This is a genomic window from Alcanivorax profundi (assembly GCF_003597125.1).
Taxonomy (GTDB): Bacteria; Pseudomonadota; Gammaproteobacteria; order Pseudomonadales; family Alcanivoracaceae; genus Alcanivorax; species Alcanivorax profundi.
Window position 1 is genome coordinate 651,373 of the sequence record NZ_QYYA01000001.1, and the last position, 19,226, is coordinate 670,598.

Consider the following 19,226-nt stretch of genomic DNA (forward strand, 5'->3'; position numbering starts at 1 on the left):
TCGCCAGCTGCAGGCGTCAGTAAAGGTCGTTTTCTTCGTTGCGGGCGGTCAGCACCTGGTAACCGTCGGCAGTGACGGCGATGGTGTGTTCCCACTGGGCGGAGAGCTTGCGGTCCTTGGTGACCACCGTCCAGCCATCGGGCAACAGTTTGTTGGCGGCCTTGCCGGCGTTGATCATGGGTTCAATGGTAAAGACCATGCCTTCTTGCAGTTCCAGCCCGGTATCGGGCTTGCCGTAATGCAATACCTGGGGTTCCTCATGGAAGCCTTCGCCAATGCCGTGGCCACAGTACTCGCGAACCACCGAGAAACGCTCGCCTTCAGCCATCTTCTGGATTCGGTGCCCGATATCGCCCAGCCGCACGCCCGGCTTGACCATGCGAATGCCCGCCATCATGCATTCACGGGTAGTGTCGACCAGTCGGCGCGCCAGCACGGAGGGCTCGCCGACAAAGAACATCTTGGACGTGTCGCCATGCCAGCCATCCTTGATGACGGTGACATCAATATTGATGATATCGCCGCTTTTCAGGGCCTTGCGGTCGTTGGGGATGCCGTGGCAGACCACGTGGTTGACCGAAGTACAAATGGACTTGGGAAAACCCCGGTAACCCAGGCAGGCAGGGATGGCATGCTGCTTGTTGACGATATGGTCATGGCAGATGCGGTCCAGTTCCTCGGTGGTGACCCCCGGTTTGACGTGCTCGCCGATCATTTCAAGGACTTCAGCGGCCAGCTTGCCCGCTTCGCGCATTTTGGCGATCTGTTCGGGGGTTTTGATGACGACATTCATGAGACTTGGAGAAACTCCTGCGTTTTCAGTGTGTTGGGCAGTTTGCGGTGGGGCGCCTTCAGGCCCCAATGGCGCCTTTGGCGTTGCCTGACCGGGGCGGCTGTGGTATAAAGCGCGCGCTTTCCTGCACCAGCGGTAACGGTCACGCATTGTAACCGCCGGAATCAGGGAAGGAAATCACACATGCCCCGACACATAGCCCTGGGTGCCTGAAATTTCCCTATGGAAGCAACAGGTTGGGTTTATGCGGGGGCGTGGAGGCCTAACCCAAAGTGGAGTATTAACAATGTCCAGCGTAACTATGCGCGATATGCTGAAGGCCGGTGTGCACTTCGGCCACCAGACCCGTTACTGGAACCCGAAGATGAACACCTACATCTTTGGCGCCCGTAACAAGATTCACATCATCAACCTGGAAAAGACCCTGCCTCTGTTCAACGACGCCATGTCGTTCCTGAACAAGCTGGCTGCCAGCAACAACAAGATTCTGTTCGTAGGTACCAAGCGTGCCGCGCAGAAGGCGGTTCGTGAAGAAGCCCTTCGTGCCGGTATGCCCTACGTCGATCATCGTTGGTTGGGCGGCATGCTCACCAACTGGAAAACCATTCGTCAGTCCATCAAGCGTTATCGTGACCTGGAAGCACAATCCCAGGACGGTACCTTTGACAAGCTGACCAAAAAAGAAGCGCTGATGCGCAAGCGTGAGATGGACAAGCTCGAGCGTTCCATCGGCGGTATCAAGGACATGGGCGGTCTGCCCGATGCCCTGTTCGTGATCGACGTTGATCACGAAGACATCGCGCTGCAGGAAGCCCGCAAACTGGGTATTCCGGTTGTTGCCGTTGTTGATACCAACTCCAACCCGGATGGCGTTGATTACGTGATCCCGGGTAACGATGACGCCATCCGCGCCATCCAGCTGTACGTGAAAGCGGCAGCTGACACCATTCTGGAAGGCAAGCAGTACGCCCAGACCCAGGGTGGCGGTGAAAGCGAATTCGTCGAGGTAGAAGACGAAGCTGAAGGCGAAAAAGCCGAAGGCTGATCTGTCCGGGCAGGCGCGAGCCTGCCCGTCTTACCGAAACTAACAGGTTTGAGAGGATAATCATGGCTGCTGTAACTGCTGCAATGGTTAAAGAGCTTCGTGAGCGTACCGGTCTTGGCATGATGGAGTGCAAGAAGGCGCTGGTAGAAGCCGATGGTGATATCGAGCTGGCCATCGAAGAGATGCGCAAATCCGGCCAGGCCAAAGCGGCCAAGAAAGCCGGTCGTACTGCTGCCGAGGGCGCGGTTGTTGTTGCTACCAGCGATGACAACAAGACTGCCGTAATGGTAGAGATCAACTCCGAAACCGATTTCGTTGCCCGTGACGACAACTTTCTTGGCTTTGCCAACAAAGTGGCTGCGGCTGCCCTGGCTGCCGGTGAAACCGATGCGGCCAAGATCGCTGAGCTGAAGCTGGAAGATGGCGCGACTGTCGAAGAGACTCGTCAGGCGCTGGTTCAGAAAATCGGTGAAAACATCCAGGTGCGTCGTGCTGCCAAGCTGCAGGCCGAAGGCGCTATTGGTGCCTATGTTCACGGTGGCAAAATCGGCGTTCTGGTTTCCCTGAACGGTGGTGACGCCGAGCTGGGTAAAGATGTCGCCATGCATGTGGCTGCGGTTAACCCGATGGTGGTTAGCGGCGATCAGGTACCGGCTGAGGTTCTCGAGAAAGAGAAAGAAATCATCCGTGCCCAGCCCGACATGGAAGGCAAGCCGGCTGAGATCGTCGAGAAAATGCTGGGCGGTCGTATCAACAAGTTCCTGAAGGAAGTGAGCCTGCTGGATCAGCCCTTCGTTAAGGATCCGAATACCTCTGTTGGTGCCCTGGTGAAGGGTGCTGGTGCCGAAATCGCCGCGTTTGAGCGTCTGGTGGTGGGTGAAGGTATCGAGAAAGAAGAAGTCGATTTCGCTGCTGAGGTTCAGGCTGCGGCCAAAGGCTGAGGTTGGCGTCATTCGATGCTGAAAACGCCTTGCTGGATTACCAGCAGGGCGTTTTTTTCGCCTGTCGGCCGGGTGCGGGCAGGGGAAATGAGGAAAGTGCTTGCAACCAGCGTGCTTGGCGGTAGCCTGCTAGCAGGGTGGAAAACGAGGCCGGTAACGGCAGTCACATTTGGATGATGGCGGGTTTTCATGAGTGGCGGAGAGTTAGAAATGCCGACAAACAAGGAGCGCTCGCCGCGCTACAACCGTATTTTGCTGAAGCTGAGCGGTGAAGCGCTGGCGGGAGAAGAAGGTTTCGGGATTGACCCGAAGGTGCTGGACGCGATTTCGCTGGAAATCGGTCAGCTGGTTGGCATTGGTGTGCAGGTTGGCCTGGTGGTCGGAGGTGGCAATCTGTTCCGCGGCGCGGCCTTGCAGAGTGCGGGCCTGGACCGGGTCGCCGGTGATCATATGGGGATGCTGGCCACCGTGATGAACGGTCTGGCTCTGCGTGATGCGCTTGAGCGCTCGAACATCCGCACCCGCCTGATGTCCGCGATTCCCATGAGCGGGGTGGTGGAGCACTACGATCACCGCAACGCAAACCGCCACCTCAAAAATGGTGAAGTGGTGATTTTCTGTGCGGGTACGGGCAATCCGTTTTTCACTACTGACTCAGCGGCTTGCCTGCGCGGCATCGAAATCAATGCCGATGTAGTGCTTAAGGCGACCAAGGTAGATGGCGTCTATAATGATGATCCGGCCAAGAACCCGGATGCGGTCAAATATGACGTATTGACCTACGACGAAGTGCTGGATAAAAAACTGGGCGTCATGGATCTCACGGCCATTTGCCTGTGTCGTGACCACTCCATGCCGCTGCGTGTGTTTGACATGAACAAGAAGGGTGCCTTGCTCAATCTGATGCTGGGCGAGAACGAAGGCACCCTGGTAGAAGCTGCACAATAAGCAGCACCTGTACAGAAGGTGAGGAACTACGGTGATTGACGATATTCGCAAAGATGCGGAATCCCGCATGAAGAAGAGCCTGGACGCCCTGGATACGGCCATGAAACGTATCCGTACCGGCCGTGCGCACCCCAGTCTGCTGGATAACATTACGGTGGATTACTATGGTGCCGAAACCCCGTTGAAGCAGCTGGGCAACATTTCTGTGGAAGAAGGGCGTACCTTGACCGTGTCGCCGTTCGACAAGACCCTGATTCCACAGATCGAGAAAGCCATCATGGTGTCGGATCTGGGGCTTAACCCGTCCACCTCCGGTGATCTGATCCGGCTGCCGTTACCGCCGTTGACCGAGGAAACCCGCCGGGATCTCGTGAAAGTGGTTCGCGCAGAAGCGGAGCAGGCGAGAGTCTCCATTCGTAACATCCGCCGTGACGCCAACAGCGACCTGAAAGAACTGCTCAAAGAGAAGGAGATCTCCGAAGATGAGCAGCGCCGTGGCGAAGAGCAAATTCAGCAGCTCACCGACAAGATGGTGGCGGAAGTCGAGAAAGTCCTGAAAGAGAAAGAAGAAGAATTGATGACCGTTTGAGTCATGGGTTCAGATAACCGTTGTACCTGCGGGCTGCGCGTCAGCCCGCTTTTATTTTGGATGCAGTATGGCCAGTGACCAGCCCCAATCCAGCGCGCCAGATATCGATTCGCATCAGGGTGTGATTCCCCGTCATGTGGCGATCATCATGGACGGCAATAACCGCTGGGCCCGTAAACGCGGCCTGCCGGGGGAAGAAGGGCATCGGGCTGGCGAGCAGGCGGTGCAAACCATTATCCGCCAGGCGGCAACCCGGGGTGTTGAGGTCCTGACACTGTTTGCATTCAGCTCGGAAAACTGGCGTCGACCCGAGGCCGAGGTGAGTCATCTGATGGCCCTGTTCCTGAAGGCGCTCGGGGGGCGGGTGGACGAGCTGCACGGCAATGACGTGCGGATTCGTTTTATTGGTGATCGCAGGGCTTTTTCCGGGGACCTTCAGGAAGGGATGTCTGAAGCTGAAGAGAAAACCGCAGCCAATCAGCGCATGACTGTGTGTATCGCGGTTAATTATGGCGGGCAGTGGGATATTGCCCACGCGGCTCGACAGCTGGCCTCACAGGTTGCAGCTGGTGAGCTGCAGCCAGAGGCGATCACAGATGAGCTTCTTGGTGCCCATATTTCCATGGCGGACCTGCCGCTTCCTGATTTGCTGATCCGGACGGGTGGTGACCAGCGCATCAGTAACTTTCTGCTTTGGCAACTGGCCTATAGTGAACTGTGTTTTTCACCGCTGTTGTGGCCTGATTTTGATGCGCAAGCCTTTGACGCCGCACTGCAGGATTATGCCGGCCGTCAGCGCCGTTTTGGCCGCTCCGGTGAGGAAGTGGCCAGCCTGAAAGGAGAACAATAATGCTCAAACAGCGGGTGATCACCGCGCTGGTGTTGCTGCCCATCGTGCTGGGCGCTGTCTTCGGTCTCGACCGGCTCCCCTTTGCTATTGTCGCCGGGCTTTTCTTTGCGGTCGCGGGCTGGGAATGGTCTGCCCTGATGGGCAAGGTTGGACTGGCGTTTCGTTTACTGTGGACAGTTGTTCTGGTCCTTGCCATGGCGGCCGCTGAGTTTTGGCAGCCGGCCTGGTTGCTGAATGCGATGCCGGTGTGGTGGCTATTGGCGCTGGTGTTGGTGGTGGGGTACCCGGGCAACGCAGGGTTCTGGTACCGCCCCTGGCTGATGGCACCTGTTGGCTTGCTGCTGCTGGTGCCCTCATGGGGCGCAGTTGTGCAATTACAGGCCGCCGGCGCACTAGGGTTGGCAGGGCCATATGCCTTACTGTTTATTCTGCTATGGGTGTGGGCTGCGGATACCGGTGCCTACTTTGCTGGCCGGGCCATGGGCAAGCACAAGCTGGCGCCACTGGTGAGCCCGGGCAAGACCATTGAAGGCTTGATCGGTGGTGTGGTTCTGGCGTTGCTGGTTGTTGCAGGGGTGTTTGCGGCAGGGTTGCTGGAGGCCAATCTGGTTCCCTTGATGGCGGTGGCGCTGATGACGGTGCTGGCGTCCGCTCTGGGTGACTTGTTTGAAAGCATGGTCAAGCGTCAGCGTGGCTTCAAGGATAGTGGCACCATCCTGCCTGGCCACGGAGGCATGCTCGACCGGATCGACAGTGTGACGGCGGCCATGCCGATCGCGCTTGCCGGGTTTAACTGGTTCGGGCTGCCGGGAGGCAGTTTGTGACACAGCAGATTACGGTGCTGGGTGCCACGGGCAGTATTGGCCAGCAGACGCTGGACGTAGTGGCCCGGCACCCTGACCGCTATCGTATTTTTGCCTTGACTGCGGCCACCCGCTGGCAGCGTTTGGCAGAACAATGTCTGGCCAGTGGCGCCCGCTATGCGGCCATGACAGACCCTGCAGCGGCAGAGTTGCTGCGGAACCATCTACAGGCAGCCGGGTCGGATACAGAGGTGCTGGCCGGCGAAGAAGCCCTGATGGCGCTTGCCGCCCATGAGCAGGCGGATACTGTTGTTGCTGCCATTGTTGGTGCAGCAGGGGTCAGGCCCACTCTTGCGGCGGTAGAGAAGGGCAAGCGGGTATTGCTGGCCAACAAGGAAGCCCTGGTGGTTACCGGCTCTCTCTTCATGGATGCGGTAAAGCGCCACGGCGCGACCCTGTTACCGCTGGACTCCGAGCACAACGCCATTTTTCAGTGCTTGCCGGAGGGCGGCGTGGATGGCGGGGTGGAGCGGTTGTTGCTGACCGCCTCTGGCGGGCCCTTTCGTACCTTTACGTCGCAGCAGCTGGCGCAAGTCACCCCGGCGATGGCGGTCAAGCATCCTAACTGGGATATGGGGCCGAAGATTTCGGTGGATTCCGCTACCCTGATGAACAAGGGGCTGGAGTTTATCGAGGCTTGCTGGCTGTTTGATGTCACGCCTGAACAGATTGAGGTGGTAGTGCACCCGCAAAGTGTGGTGCATTCCATGGTCGCTTACCGGGATGGGTCCGTGCTGGCGCAGATGGGGACACCCGATATGCGTACTCCCATTGCCTGTGGGTTGTCCTGGCCTGAGCGGGTGGAATCCGGGGCACAACGACTGGACTTTACCCGGCTCGCCGGGCTGGATTTTGAAGCGCCAGATACAGCGCGTTTCCCTTGCCTTTCACTGGCCCGGGCGGCCATGGAGAGCGGTGGCACGGCAACTGCCGTGTTGAATGCGGCCAACGAAGAAGCGGTGGCGGCCTTCCTGGCCGGCAAACTGGATTTTATGGGTATTCCCGCGGTGGTGGAGCAGGCGCTGGAGCGCCAGGCAGCACCCGTTTGCGGGGATGTGGATGCGGTGATGGAGATTGATCGTCAGGCCCGTGGGTTGGCGGGGCGATTGATTGAGGAGCGTGGATGCTGACGGTTCTGGCTTTTGTCGTCACCATCGTCATTATTGTGGCCTTCCATGAGTGGGGCCACTTTCTTGCCATGCGCGCCTTTGGTGTGCGCGTGCTGACCTTTTCTGTGGGTTTTGGCCCCAAAATCTTGCGTTTTACCGACAAGAAGGGCACCGAGTGGGTGATTAGTGCCATCCCGCTTGGGGGTTACGTCAAACCGCTGGATGCCCGGGAAGATGAAACCGCCGAGGGGGATGCGGGTGAGTTTTCTTCCAAGCCTGCCTGGCAACGCGTGATTACCTATGCGGCCGGGCCGGTCTTCAACTTTATTCTCGCGGTTCTGATCTATTGGGTACTGTTGGCCAGTTACGGCCAGAGTGGCATGCGCGCGGTAGTCGGCCCTATTGAGCCCGGCTCTGTCGCTGAGCAGGCCGGTTTCCAGCCGGGGGACACCATTGAGTCTGTGGGTGAGGTGTCTCTGCGCGGCTGGCAGCCGTTCTACTACGAAATGATTCAGCATCTGGGCGAACCTGAGCCGCTGGCCGTGACGGTGACGACGGCGAAAGGGCAGCAACAGGTGCGTGAACTGGATATCTCACCCTGGACAGCGGATCTGGAAACGCCGCCGCTGGAAGCGCTGGGTATCCGCCAGGCTGTCTTGATAGGGGAGATCCTTGAAGACGGTGCGGCGGATCAGGCAGGCTTGCGCAGCGACGATCTTGTCCTTGCACTGCAAGGTGAGCCTGTCACGGGCTGGAAGCCCTGGCAGGAAACCATCATGTCTGCGCCTGGTGAGGCTCTGACCCTGCAAGTGCTGCGTGAGGGCCGGGTCGTCGCGTTGACGGTGGTGCCTCAGGCTGTGACCGAGCAGGGGCGGACCTTTGGCCGTATTGGTGTGGGTCCTGGCGGCATTTACCAGGAAGAGTTCAGCCTGTTAACGGCGATTCCCGGTTCCCTGGCCCGTTTTGGGGAGCAGGTAGATGTGGTCTGGGCAAGCCTGGTGAAATTGGTGACCGGCAAACTGTCTCTGGACAATATTGGCGGGCCGATCACCATTGCGGAAGTGGCTGGTGAGAGTGCGGCTTACGGCATGGCCAGTTTTCTGGCATTACTGGCTTATCTGAGCATTACACTCGGTGTTATCAACCTGCTGCCGGTGCCAATGTTGGATGGTGGCTGGATTTTCTTTGGAATCATTGAAATGATTCGCGGTCGCAGTTTACCTGAGCGCTTTTTATTGGCCGCACAGGGTGTTGGGCTGACGCTGGTGATCAGCTTCATGGTTTTGGCGATCTACAACGACTTGGTGAAGCAGTTTTCATGATATTTGGGGACCTCCTGATTCGTCTCTTTAAAGGGACGGTAGTAATGGCCTGCCTGGTGATGGCGCCTTGGGTGAATGCGCAAGATCAGTTGCCGTTTCGCGTACACGATATCCGGATAGAAGGGCTTCAGCGTCTACCGGTGGAGCGTGTCTATTCGGAACTGCCGATTCAGGCAGGTGACACAATCGGTCGCGATGACGTAGTCAATGCAGTGCAGGCCCTGTTTGCCTCAGGAAACTTTGAAGATGTGCAGCTGGGTCGGGATGGTGACGACTTGGTGGTGGTGGTCGCTGAACGGCCGAGTATTGCCCGCATCGAACTCTCCGGCAACAAGTCCATTGATGAAGAGAACCTGCGCAAAGGTCTTACAGAGGCTGGACTTGCTGAAGGCGAAGTTTTCCAGCGGTCGACCTTGCAGGCGATCGCCGGGGAGCTTGAGCGTCAGTACGTCAGCCAAGGGCGCTATGGCGCAGACATCAAAACAGAATCCGTTGCACTGCCACGTAATCGGGTTGCCCTGAAGATCGAGATCTATGAAGGCAAGGCGGCACGGATCCGAGACATCAACATTGTTGGGAATCAGCTATTTGATGATGAAGAGCTACTCAATGATTTTGAGCTGAATTCCACGGGTTTCTGGTCATTCATCAAGGGCGATGACAAATATTCCAGAGAAAAGCTGAGCGGCGATCTGGAGCGCTTGTCTTCCTATTACCTTGATCGTGGTTATATCAACTTCTCGATTGAATCCACCCAGGTTTCGGTAACCCCTGACCGCCGCAGCGTGTTTATTACCGTTAATGTGGCAGAAGGTGAGCAGTACACAGTAAACGAAGTGAATCTTGCTGGTGATCTCGTCGTTGATGAAGACCAGCTGAAACCGCTGGTTATTGTTAAAAAAGGTCAGGTCTTCAGTCAGCAACTACTGACCTATACCAATGATTTGATCAAGCGTCGGTTGGGTAACGAGGGCTACACCTTCGCTGAGGTGAAGGGCAGGGAGCACAATCCGGATGATGAAAAGCGCACTGTAGATGTGACCTTCTATGTCGATCCGGGCCGCAAGGTGTATGTCCGTCGTATCAACTTCTCTGGCAACGCCAAGACTGAAGACGAAGTCTTGCGTCGTGAGTTGCGTCAGTTCGAAAAAGCCCCGGCGAATACATCACTGGTGGACCTCTCGCGGCAGCGGCTGCAGCGGCTGGGGTATTTCAGTGTTGTGCAAGCGGACACACCACGGGTGCCGAATTCTGATGATCTGATTGATGTGGACTACCAGGTTGAAGAGCAACCTTCAGGGTCGATCGGCGCCAATGTAGGCTATTCCGATGCATCCGGATTTATTTTTGGTGCGAACGTTACCCAGAACAACTGGCGCGGTAGCGGTAACCGGGTGTCTTTCGCCCTTAGTCGTTCAGACATCCGTGATTCCTATAGTTTTTCCCATTACAACCCGTACTACACGCTTGATGGGGTAAGTCGAGGTTTCAGCCTGTTCTATTCGGAAATCGACTTTGATGAAACCACTGTCGCGTCTTATGCTGCAGATCGGCTGGGCGGTTCTGTCACCTTCGGCTACCCGATCTCCGAGTATTCCCGGTTGAGTTTTGGCGGAACCTACGAGCGTACTGACATCACCACTGGAGATTTCGTGGCGGTGGATATCTACAATTTCCTTGTGAAGGAGGGCACCCAGTTTGATGAATACAAGTTCAATGCCTCTCTTTCAACCAGTACGCTAAACCGTGGCATCCTGCCGGACCGTGGTTGGTCAAGTACGCTTGGGCTGGAAGTGGCGGTTCCGGGTTCGGATTACGGTTTCTATCGGCTTAACTGGACCGGTCAGAAATACTTCCCGATCAGCCAGAACTGGACCCTGCGGGCTCGATCTGACATTGCCTATGGTGATGGCTACGGTGACGATGAAGTGTTGCCTTTCTTCGAGAACTATTACTCGGGGGGTATTGGGTCGGTGCGCGGCTATGAATCACGCTCTCTCGGTCCCCGCTCGGAAGGGCTTAGCTATTTCCTGAATGGCACCAAGGACCCGGATCCGGATCCCATTGGCGGTAACCTGTTGACCGAGGCTAGCCTCGAGTTGATTTTCCCAACGCCTTTTGCCCCCGAATCCCGTAGTGTGAGAACCTTTCTGTTCGTTGACGCGGGTAACGTGTTTGAAACCGAACGTGATGACATTTTCGCGGACTTCGAGCCGCAAAACATTCGTACTTCTGCCGGCATCGGCTTGAGCTGGTTGACGGCCATTGGCCCATTGAGCTTCAACCTGGCGAAGGCGCTGAATGATCAGCCTGGCGATGACACAGAAGTATTCCAGTTTTCTTTGGGACAGACTTTCTAGGAGTTTAATAATGATGAAAAAAAGCCTGATTGCTTTTGCCATGCTGCTGCCAACCCTGGCTATCGCCGAAACCAGTATCGGTATCGTTTACCCGCTCAAAGCCCTGCAGGAAACGGCTTTGGTCAAGCAGCGCATGTCCGCGCTTGAGAATGAGTTGGGTGCTGATGAAGCCAAACTCCAAAAGCTGGGCAAGGAAGTTCAGGATTTGCGCAGCAAGCTGGAAAAGGAAGGTATGACCATGTCTGCCGATCAGCAGGAAGAGTTGCGTACCAAAGGTCAGCAGAAAATGATCGAGATCCAGTCCTTGCAGCGTAAACTGCAGAGCCGCGCCCAAGCGACTGAGCGTGAAGTGATGGAAGAGATGGGGCCCAAGTTTCAGGAAGCCATTGAACAAGTGGCCAAGAAGCAGAAACTGGACCTGGTGCTGAATGCTCAAGCTGCGGTATTTGTCGGTGATGATGCTATTGATGTAACCGATGCTGTTCGTGATCAACTGAACAAGATGAAATAATGCTGACCCTTGGCAAGCTGGCTGAAAAACTTGGTGCCGAGCTGGTAGGGGATCCTGATCAGCCAGTGGATGGGCTGGGCACAATCCAGTCCGCCACAGCCTCACAGCTGACGTTTCTTGCGAACCCTCGCTACCGTAGTTTCATGGAGAAAACCGGGGCTGCGGCGGTATTAATCACCGAGGAGCAGAAAGCCTTCTGTCCGGTGGCGGCGTTAATCGTCAAGGATCCCTACCTGTGTTTTGCTCAGGCCAGTGCCTTTTTTGACAAAGCCCCCAGTCCTGCTTCAGGAATCCATGCTTCTGCCGTGATTGACCCCTCTGCCCGGGTGGATGAATCGGCCAGTATTGGACCCAATGTGGTGATCGATGCTGAGGTCCAGGTGGGGAAGGGCGCTATCATCATGGCTAATAGCGTTGTGGGCGCCGGTTCCGTGATTGGCGACCAGTGCCGGATCTGGCCAAATGTTACAATTTACCATGGTGTGACCTTGGGTCCGCGCACTATCATACACGCTAATTGTGTACTTGGTGGCGACGGTTTCGGCTTTGCGTTCAATGGCGCTGGCTGGACCAAAATTCATCAGGTTGGCGGCGTGCGCATTGGTGCCGATGTGGAAATCGGCAGTGGCACCACGGTCGATCGTGGTGCCATCGAGGATACTGTGATCGGTAATGGCGCTATTCTCGATAATCAGATTCAGGTCGCCCATAATGTGGTGATTGGTGAGCATACCGCCCTCGCCGGCAAGGTAGGGATTGCCGGCTCATCGAAGATTGGCTCCTACTGCATGCTCGGTGGAGCTGTTGGCGTTTCTGGCCATATTGAGATTTGCGACAAGGTGCAGGTGTTGGGCATGACACTGGTGTCCAGTTCGATCACCCGCCCAGGCACCTATGGCTCTGCCTTGCCGGCAGATGAACAGACCCGTTATCGCAAGAATGTGGCCCGTTTCCGAAAGCTGGATGAACTCGCCCGCCGCGTACGCAAACTGGAACGCTTTAGCGACGATTAACGGCTGCCCAGGCAGCCTCTCTGTGTGGAACACATCATGATGATGGATATCCTTGAGGTCAGGGAATACCTGCCCCACCGTTACCCTTTTTTGCTGGTTGACCGGGTGCTGAATCTCGAGCCTGGCAAGCGCGTGGAAGCGATCAAGAATGTGACGATCAACGAGCCGTTCTTTAACGGGCACTTCCCTCATGAGCCGATCATGCCGGGTGTACTGATCATCGAGTCCATGGCTCAGGCCGCAGGTATCCTCGGCTTTGTCACGGAGAACAAGAAACCGGCGGATGGATTCAATTATCTGCTGGTAGGCACCGACAAGACGCGTTTCAAACGCCAGGTTCTGCCTGGCGACACCCTGCATCTGTTTGCCGAGCACGTTACGACAAAACGCAACATTCTGAAGTTTGTCTGCGAAGCCCAGGTGAATGGCAAGACGGTAGCCAGCACCGAAATGCTGGTTGCTGAACACCGTACCTGATCGCCGGTTCCTGCCGTTAAACTAACGGTCGGTTCGAGCGGCCCAGTAACGTATACTTGGCTGACTAACCCTCAAGAACAAGTGAAACCATAATGATTCATCCGACCGCGATTATTGATCCGGCCGCGGAGCTTGCAGAGGATGTGCAGGTCGGCCCGTATTCCATTATCGGCCCTGATGTCACCATCGGGGCCGGTACCGTTATTGCCTCCCATGTGGTGATCAAGGGACCGACCACCATTGGCAAGAACAACCACATCTTTCAGTTTGCCTCTGTCGGGGAAGATTGCCAGGACAAGAAATACAAGGGTGAGCCTACCCGCCTGGAAATCGGCGATGACAACATCATCCGGGAATCGGTGACGATCCACCGTGGCACCATTCAGGATAATTCCCTGACCAAAATCGGCAGCCGCAACCTGTTGATGGCGTATGTGCACGTGGCCCATGACTGCATCGTGGGCGACGATTGTATTTTTGCCAACAATGCTTCCATCGCGGGTCACGCCCAGGTAGGCAATGGCGTTATCCTCGGCGGCATGACGGGGGTGCACCAGTTCTGCAAGATCGGCTCTTACGCCATGACTTCTGGCTGTTCGCTGGTGCTCAAGGATATTCCTGCGTACATCATGGTGTCAGGTAACCCTGCTTCCGCCCGTAGCATGAATTTTGAAGGCATGAAGCGCCGTGGCTGGTCCAAAGAGGTGATCGCCAGCCTGCGACAGGCATACAAGTTGCTGTACCGTCAGGGGCTGACTCTGGAGCAGGCCCTGACCGAGCTGGAAGCGCTGCCATCTTCCAGTGAGCTGCAAATCCTGATCGATTCCCTCAAGGCTTCGGAACGCGGCATCACTCGCTGATATGGGCCAGCGCATGGATGCTCCGTTGATTGCCCTGATCGCCGGAGAGGCCTCCGGCGATATTCTGGGCGCTGGCCTGATGCAGTCCCTGCAGGCTCGTTATCCTGGTGCCCGCTTTATCGGTGTGGGTGGCCAGGAGATGGCGGCGGCAGGTCTCGAAAGCCTGTTCCCCATGGAAAAGCTCTCGGTGATGGGTATCACCGAGGTGCTCTCCCACCTTCCCGAGCTGCTCCGTCTGCGCAAGCAACTGGTCAGATTTCTGCTGCGCGAAAAGCCTGATGTGGTCATTGGGATTGATTCCCCTGACTTTACCTTACCCATTGCCCGGCGCCTGCATGACCGGGGGCTCAAGACGGTTCACTATGTGAGCCCTTCGGTTTGGGCCTGGCGGCAAGGCCGCATCAAGGGCATTAAAAAGAGTATCGACCTGATGCTCTGTCTGCTGCCATTTGAAGCGCGTTTCTACGAAGAACACCAGGTGCCTGTGGCATTTGTAGGGCACCCCCTGGCGGATCGAGTACCACTGGAAACCGACTCTGCGGCGGCTCGTCGTCAACTCTGCCTGGAGGCGGATGCGACCACGGTGGCTGTGCTGCCCGGCAGCCGGGGCGGAGAAGTCGGTCAGCTGATGCCTGCATTCCTCGACGCCATGGTGGTGCTGAATCGTCAGAGACCGGCGCTGCAATTTGTCGTGCCCGCAGCCAATGCGGCGCGCAGGGAGCAGATCGAAGCGTTGCTTGCTGGCCACCCCGGGTTACCGGTCACAGTGATTGATGGCGAGAGCCGAACGGTGATGGCCGCAGCGGATGTGATCCTGATGGCATCCGGAACGGCAACCCTGGAAGGCTTACTTGTCGGCAAACCCATGGTCGTGGGGTATCGGGTTGGCGCGGTAACTTTTGCCATTGCCAGCCGGCTGGTGAAAAGCGAATTTGTCTCACTGCCAAACCTGCTGTGCCGTGAAGAGATGGTCCCGGAACTGATACAGGACGGGTTGACCACGGATGCCATCGTGGCGTCGGTTGGACACTGGCTGGATAATCCTGACAAGGCGAGGGCGCTGATATCGCGCTTCCAGGCGGTTCATCAGCAATTACGTGGTGGGGCCAGTGAAAAGGCGGCCGAGGCCGTCAGCGCCTTGCTGGAGCGTACGCCGTGAACCCCTTTGCTGAATACGCACAGGATGACCCTTTTATCCCATCGCGTTTCCAGTGGCAGCCGGGAATGCGGGTCGCGGGTGTCGATGAAGTCGGCAGGGGGCCACTGGTTGGTGCGGTGGTGACCGCGGCGGTCATTCTGGATCCCGCCCAGCCCATTGAGGGTCTGGCGGATTCCAAAAAACTGACTGAAAAGAAGCGCTTGCAGCTGGAATATGAGATCAAATCGAAGGCGCTGTGTTGGGCGTTGGGGCGAGCTGAACCGGCAGAAATTGATCAGATCAATATCCTGCATGCCACCATGCTGGCCATGCAACGGGCTGTGGCGGCGCTCCCCCTTGACGTCGGCGCAGTGCTGGTGGACGGTAACCGGGTTCCGGTTTTCGGCTGCCCGGCGGAGGCCGTGGTAAAAGGGGACGGGCGTGTCCCTGCGATTTCAGCCGCATCCATTCTGGCCAAGGTGGCCCGGGACCGGGAGATGCAGCAACTCCACGAACAGTATCCCCAGTACGGATTCGATCGCCACAAGGGTTACCCCACCAAGGTGCACCTTGCCGCCCTGAACGAACATGGCGCCCTGGCCGAGCATCGACGCTCCTTTGGCCCGGTGTCTGCCGCTATTGCACAAGGGAAGTTGTTTTGAGCGAACCGCGTTTTGTCCATTTGCGCCTGCACACCGATTATTCCCTGCTGGATGGGGTGGTGCGCGTCAAGGAGTTGATCAAGGCCTGTGGTAGCCAGTCCATGCCGGCTGTGGCAGTGACGGATGATTCCAACCTGTTTGCGTTGATCAAATTCTACAAGGCGGCCATGGGAGCCGGTGTTAAACCGATCATGGGGGCGGATCTGTGGGTTGAGAGCACCCATCTGGAAGAGCCCGCCTATCTGTCTTTTCTTGCCCTGAACGAAGCGGGATACCAGAACCTGACCTTGCTGATCAGCCGCGCCTGGCAGACCAACCAGGATCGGGGACGGGCCCTGGTCAAGGCGGAGTGGCTGGCCGAGCTGAGCGAAGGCCTGATTGTTCTTTCTGCTGCCAGTCAGGGCGAAATCGGCCAGTTGCTGCTGGCAGAGAAAAATGATCTTGCTGCCCAGCAGGCCAGCTGGCTGGCGTCCCTGTTTGGTGACCGTTTTTATCTGGAGGTTCAGCGAACCTCTCGGCCCGGTGATGAAGACTGTCTCCATGCCACGGTAGCGCTGGCCGGCCAGCTGGGGATTCCCGTGGTGGCCACCAACGATGTGCGGTTTATCCGCCGTGAGGATTTCGAGGCTCATGAAGCCCGGGTCTGTATCCACGATGGCAATACTCTTGATGACCCACGCAGACCGAAGAAGTATTCGGAAGAGCAGTACCTGAAATCCGAAGAGGAAATGCTGGCGTTGTTCTCGGACTTGCCCGAGGCACTGGAAAACTCCGTAGAGATTGCCCGGCGTTGTACCCTCGATATCCGCCTGGGCGAGAACTTTCTGCCGGACTTTCCGATTCCTGATGGCATGACCATCGAGCAGTACTTCGAGCAGGTGTCCCGGGAAGGGCTCGAAGCGCGCTTGAAGGTGCTGCTGGATGAAACTGATCCGGAATATGCCAGCAAGCGCAAGGAATACGATGACCGCCTCAAGTTCGAGCTGGATATCATCAATCAGATGGGGTTTCCGGGTTACTTCCTCATCGTTGCCGACTTTATCCAGTGGGGTAAGGACAATGAAGTCCCGGTCGGGCCTGGGCGGGGCTCCGGTGCGGGCTCGCTGGTGGCCTATGCCCTGAATATTACCGATCTCGATCCCATTGGTTACGACCTGCTTTTCGAACGATTCCTGAACCCGGAACGGGTCTCGATGCCTGACTTCGATGTGGATTTCTGCATGGAGAAGCGGGACCGGGTCATCAATTACGTGGCCGACAAATACGGCCGTGATGCGGTGAGCCAGATCATTACCTTCGGCACCATGGCGGCCAAGGCGGTGGTGCGCGATGTGGCACGGGTACAAGGCAAGCCCTACGGCCTCGCGGATCGGCTCTCCAAGATGATCCCCGGCATTCCGGGCATGACCCTGGCCAAGGCGCTGGAACAGGAAGAAACCCTGCGGGAGTTTCTCGAAAGCGATGAGAATTCCGATAAGGACTCTGCCAACGAAATCTGGGAGATGGCCCGCAAGCTGGAAGGGCTGACCCGTAACGTGGGCAAGCATGCGGGGGGCGTGGTGATTGCCCCTGGCAAGCTCACAGATTTCGCACCGTTATACTGTGAAGAAGATGGCACCAATCTGGTGACCCAGTACGACAAGGATGATGTGGAAGCGGCCGGGCTGGTGAAGTTCGACTTCCTGGGTCTGAAGACCCTGACGATCATCGACTGGGCCGTGAAGGCCGCCAATGTGAAGCGTCAGCGGGAAGGGCAGGACGATCTGGTCATCGATCATATCCCGCTGGACGATAGTGGCAGCTTTGACCTGCTCAAGCGTGGTGATACCACGGCGGTCTTCCAGCTTGAAAGTCAGGGCATGAAAGAGCTGATCAAGAAGCTCAAGCCTGACGTATTTGAAGACATTATCGCTCTGGTGGCCCTGTATCGACCGGGCCCACTGGAATCAGGAATGGTGGACAACTTTGTTAACCGTAAGCACGGCCGTGAGCCGTTGGCTTACCCTGACCCTCAATACCAACACGAGTGGCTTGAGCCGATCCTGAAACCCTCCTACGGGGTGATCCTGTATCAGGAGCAGGTGATGCAGATTGCCCAGGTGCTGGCCGGCTATACCCTCGGGGGCGCCGACATGCTGCGCCGCGCCATGGGCAAGAAGAAACCGGAGGAGATGGCCAAACAGCGGGCCATTTTCGAGGAAGGGGCCAAAGGGCAGGGTGTGGACCCGACCCTGGCGATGAAGATCTTCGATCTGGTGGAAAAATTCGCCGGCTACGGTTTTAACAAATCCCACTCGGCGGCCTATGCGTTGGTGGCCTACCAGACGGCCTGGCTGAAGGTGCACTATCCTGCGGAATTCATGGCCGCCACCATCTCTGCGGATATGCAGAACACCGACAAGGTGGTGACCTTCATCGATGAGTGCAAGACCATGGGGCTCAAGGTGTTGCCGCCGGATGTGAACTCCTGTGGTTACCGCTTCACGGTGAACCCGGAGGGCGACATCGTGTATGGCCTTGGTGCCATCAAGGGCCTGGGTGAAGGCCCTATTGATGCCATCGTTGCCGCACGGGATGACGGCAAGGGGGAATTCAGGGACCTGTTCGATTTCTGCCGTCGTATCGACCTGAAGAAAATCAATCGCCGCTCGCTGGAGGCCATGGTGCGTGCCGGTGTGCTGGACAAACTCGGGCCTTCGTCAGCGGAAGACGGCGACAGCTTCCATGATCGTGCGTCCATCCTTGCCACGCTGCCAGATGCCATTGCGGCGGCCGATCAGGACGCGCGCAATGAAGCGGCCGGCATGATCGACATGTTTGGGGCGGTGGACGAAAGCCCGGCTACCGCAGTCGAGTGGAAGCTGGCCCGCAACTGGAACGATGACACCCGGCTCAACGGCGAGCGGGATACCCTGGGATTGTTCCTGACAGGTCACCCCATCGATCAGTACGAAACGGAAGTACGGCAGTTTGTCTCTGCGCGTCTGAATTCGTTGCAGCCTACGGCCAAAGGCGAGGCGGCCATGGTTGCCGGCCTGGTGGTCGCATTAAGGATTACCCGCAGCAAGCGCAGCGGCGAGCGGATGGCTTTTGTCACGCTGGATGATAAAACCGGGCGGGTAGAGGTCTCTGTCTTTGGCAAGACCTTTGCTCAATTTGGCGATCTGGTCCAGAAAGATGCCCTGCTGATTTTCAAGGGCGGGGTACGCAGCGATGAATACACCGGCGGCTTCAATCTGGTTGCTGACGAAGTCATGGATATGCGTCAGGCCCGGGAAGCGTTTGCCCGTCGCCTGCGCGTGGCGGTACCGGTAACAGAGGAAACCCCCAACCGGCTGCAGCAGACCCTGTCTCCGTATCAGGGGGGCAGTACCCCGGTCCTGCTGGATCTGGACCATCCGGTGGCGGCGGCCAGTTTCTGGCTGGGGGATGAGTGGAAAATCAGCCCCCATGATTCCCTGGTAGAAGAGCTGCGGCTGCAATTCGGGGATCAGGCGGTTCGGGTGGAGTATTGAGGGGCACGCCCCACTTCACGCGACAACGAAGGACGAATCACCGAATGCCTGGAGGGCATGGTGACCTCATGTCTCCAGGGGGGCACTGAGGGCGAAGAAAGCGGATATTGTCCGTGTTGCATAACGTGCTGCATGCTGCTTCTCCTGTTGAAACAGTTTGCAACCTTCGTCCCGCGACCACGTCTCGACCTTTTCGGCCGGTTGCCGCTACACTTGTGCAGGCTGAAAGG

General features: G+C 57.2%; 17 protein-coding genes. 16 read left to right on the top strand and 1 reads right to left on the bottom strand.

Annotated elements, in window-relative coordinates; translation table 11 throughout:
- Positions 1-16 precede the first annotated feature (16 nt).
- The gene (gene map, locus D4A39_RS03045) at positions 17-793 is read right to left on the bottom strand and encodes a type I methionyl aminopeptidase (RefSeq protein WP_022984264.1); all 777 of its coding nucleotides are present in this window, start codon (positions 791-793) and stop codon (positions 17-19) included.
- A 286-nt stretch (positions 794-1,079) separates the two neighbouring features.
- Between map and rpsB the strand changes: the two genes are divergently transcribed.
- The 16 genes from rpsB to dnaE all read left to right on the top strand — a co-directional run bounded on the left by rpsB (position 1,080) and on the right by dnaE (position 18,996).
- Positions 1,080-1,838 (top strand): 30S ribosomal protein S2, encoded by a 759-nt coding sequence (gene rpsB, locus D4A39_RS03050; protein WP_022984265.1) that lies wholly within the window; start codon positions 1,080-1,082, stop codon positions 1,836-1,838.
- 62 nt (positions 1,839-1,900) lie between these two features.
- Positions 1,901-2,779 (top strand): translation elongation factor Ts, encoded by an 879-nt coding sequence (gene tsf, locus D4A39_RS03055; protein ID WP_031225973.1) that lies wholly within the window; start codon positions 1,901-1,903, stop codon positions 2,777-2,779.
- 210 nt (positions 2,780-2,989) lie between these two features.
- Positions 2,990-3,727, top strand: a complete 738-nt coding sequence (gene pyrH, locus D4A39_RS03060; RefSeq protein WP_022984267.1) for a UMP kinase — start codon at positions 2,990-2,992, stop codon at positions 3,725-3,727.
- 31 nt (positions 3,728-3,758) lie between these two features.
- Positions 3,759-4,316: a ribosome recycling factor gene (gene frr / locus D4A39_RS03065; RefSeq protein ID WP_022984268.1), complete on the top strand. Its 558-nt coding sequence runs from the start codon at positions 3,759-3,761 to the stop codon at positions 4,314-4,316.
- Between the two features lie 67 nt (positions 4,317-4,383).
- A complete protein-coding gene (gene uppS / locus D4A39_RS03070; protein WP_022984269.1) occupies positions 4,384-5,166 on the top strand; it encodes a polyprenyl diphosphate synthase in 783 nt (260 codons plus the stop codon).
- Positions 5,166-5,990, top strand: coding sequence for a phosphatidate cytidylyltransferase (locus tag D4A39_RS03075; RefSeq protein WP_022984270.1), 825 nt, complete (start codon positions 5,166-5,168; stop codon positions 5,988-5,990). Before uppS ends, D4A39_RS03075 begins: the two co-directional genes overlap by 1 nt.
- The gene (gene ispC, locus D4A39_RS03080) at positions 5,987-7,159 is read left to right on the top strand and encodes a 1-deoxy-D-xylulose-5-phosphate reductoisomerase (RefSeq protein ID WP_119917469.1); all 1,173 of its coding nucleotides are present in this window, start codon (positions 5,987-5,989) and stop codon (positions 7,157-7,159) included. The genes D4A39_RS03075 and ispC overlap by 4 nt, the downstream gene beginning before the upstream one ends.
- Positions 7,153-8,460, top strand: coding sequence for an RIP metalloprotease RseP (gene rseP / locus D4A39_RS03085; RefSeq protein WP_022984272.1), 1,308 nt, complete (start codon positions 7,153-7,155; stop codon positions 8,458-8,460). Before ispC ends, rseP begins: the two co-directional genes overlap by 7 nt.
- Complete coding sequence (gene bamA, locus D4A39_RS03090; RefSeq protein ID WP_052017466.1) at positions 8,457-10,820, top strand: outer membrane protein assembly factor BamA; 2,364 nt, start codon at positions 8,457-8,459, stop codon at positions 10,818-10,820. The genes rseP and bamA overlap by 4 nt, the downstream gene beginning before the upstream one ends.
- Positions 10,821-10,830: 10 nt before the next feature.
- Positions 10,831-11,331: an OmpH/Skp family outer membrane protein gene (locus D4A39_RS03095; protein ID WP_022984274.1), complete on the top strand. Its 501-nt coding sequence runs from the start codon at positions 10,831-10,833 to the stop codon at positions 11,329-11,331.
- Entirely contained in the window at positions 11,331-12,344 is a 1,014-nt protein-coding gene (gene lpxD, locus D4A39_RS03100; RefSeq protein WP_022984275.1) for a UDP-3-O-(3-hydroxymyristoyl)glucosamine N-acyltransferase, read from the top strand. The genes D4A39_RS03095 and lpxD overlap by 1 nt, the downstream gene beginning before the upstream one ends.
- A gap of 36 nt (positions 12,345-12,380) precedes the next feature.
- Positions 12,381-12,821, top strand: coding sequence for a 3-hydroxyacyl-ACP dehydratase FabZ (gene fabZ / locus D4A39_RS03105; RefSeq protein WP_022984276.1), 441 nt, complete (start codon positions 12,381-12,383; stop codon positions 12,819-12,821).
- Between the two features lie 92 nt (positions 12,822-12,913).
- Positions 12,914-13,681: an acyl-ACP--UDP-N-acetylglucosamine O-acyltransferase gene (lpxA, locus tag D4A39_RS03110; RefSeq protein WP_022984277.1), complete on the top strand. Its 768-nt coding sequence runs from the start codon at positions 12,914-12,916 to the stop codon at positions 13,679-13,681.
- Position 13,682: 1 nt separating this feature from the next.
- Positions 13,683-14,840: a lipid-A-disaccharide synthase gene (gene lpxB / locus D4A39_RS03115; RefSeq protein ID WP_022984278.1), complete on the top strand. Its 1,158-nt coding sequence runs from the start codon at positions 13,683-13,685 to the stop codon at positions 14,838-14,840.
- A complete protein-coding gene (gene rnhB, locus D4A39_RS03120; RefSeq protein ID WP_022984279.1) occupies positions 14,837-15,481 on the top strand; it encodes a ribonuclease HII in 645 nt (214 codons plus the stop codon). The genes lpxB and rnhB overlap by 4 nt, the downstream gene beginning before the upstream one ends.
- Positions 15,478-18,996 carry a DNA polymerase III subunit alpha gene (gene dnaE / locus D4A39_RS03125; RefSeq protein WP_022984280.1) on the top strand — a complete coding sequence of 1,173 codons (3,519 nt, stop codon included), beginning with the start codon at positions 15,478-15,480 and terminating at the stop codon, positions 18,994-18,996. Before rnhB ends, dnaE begins: the two co-directional genes overlap by 4 nt.
- Positions 18,997-19,226: the final 230 nt, after the last annotated feature.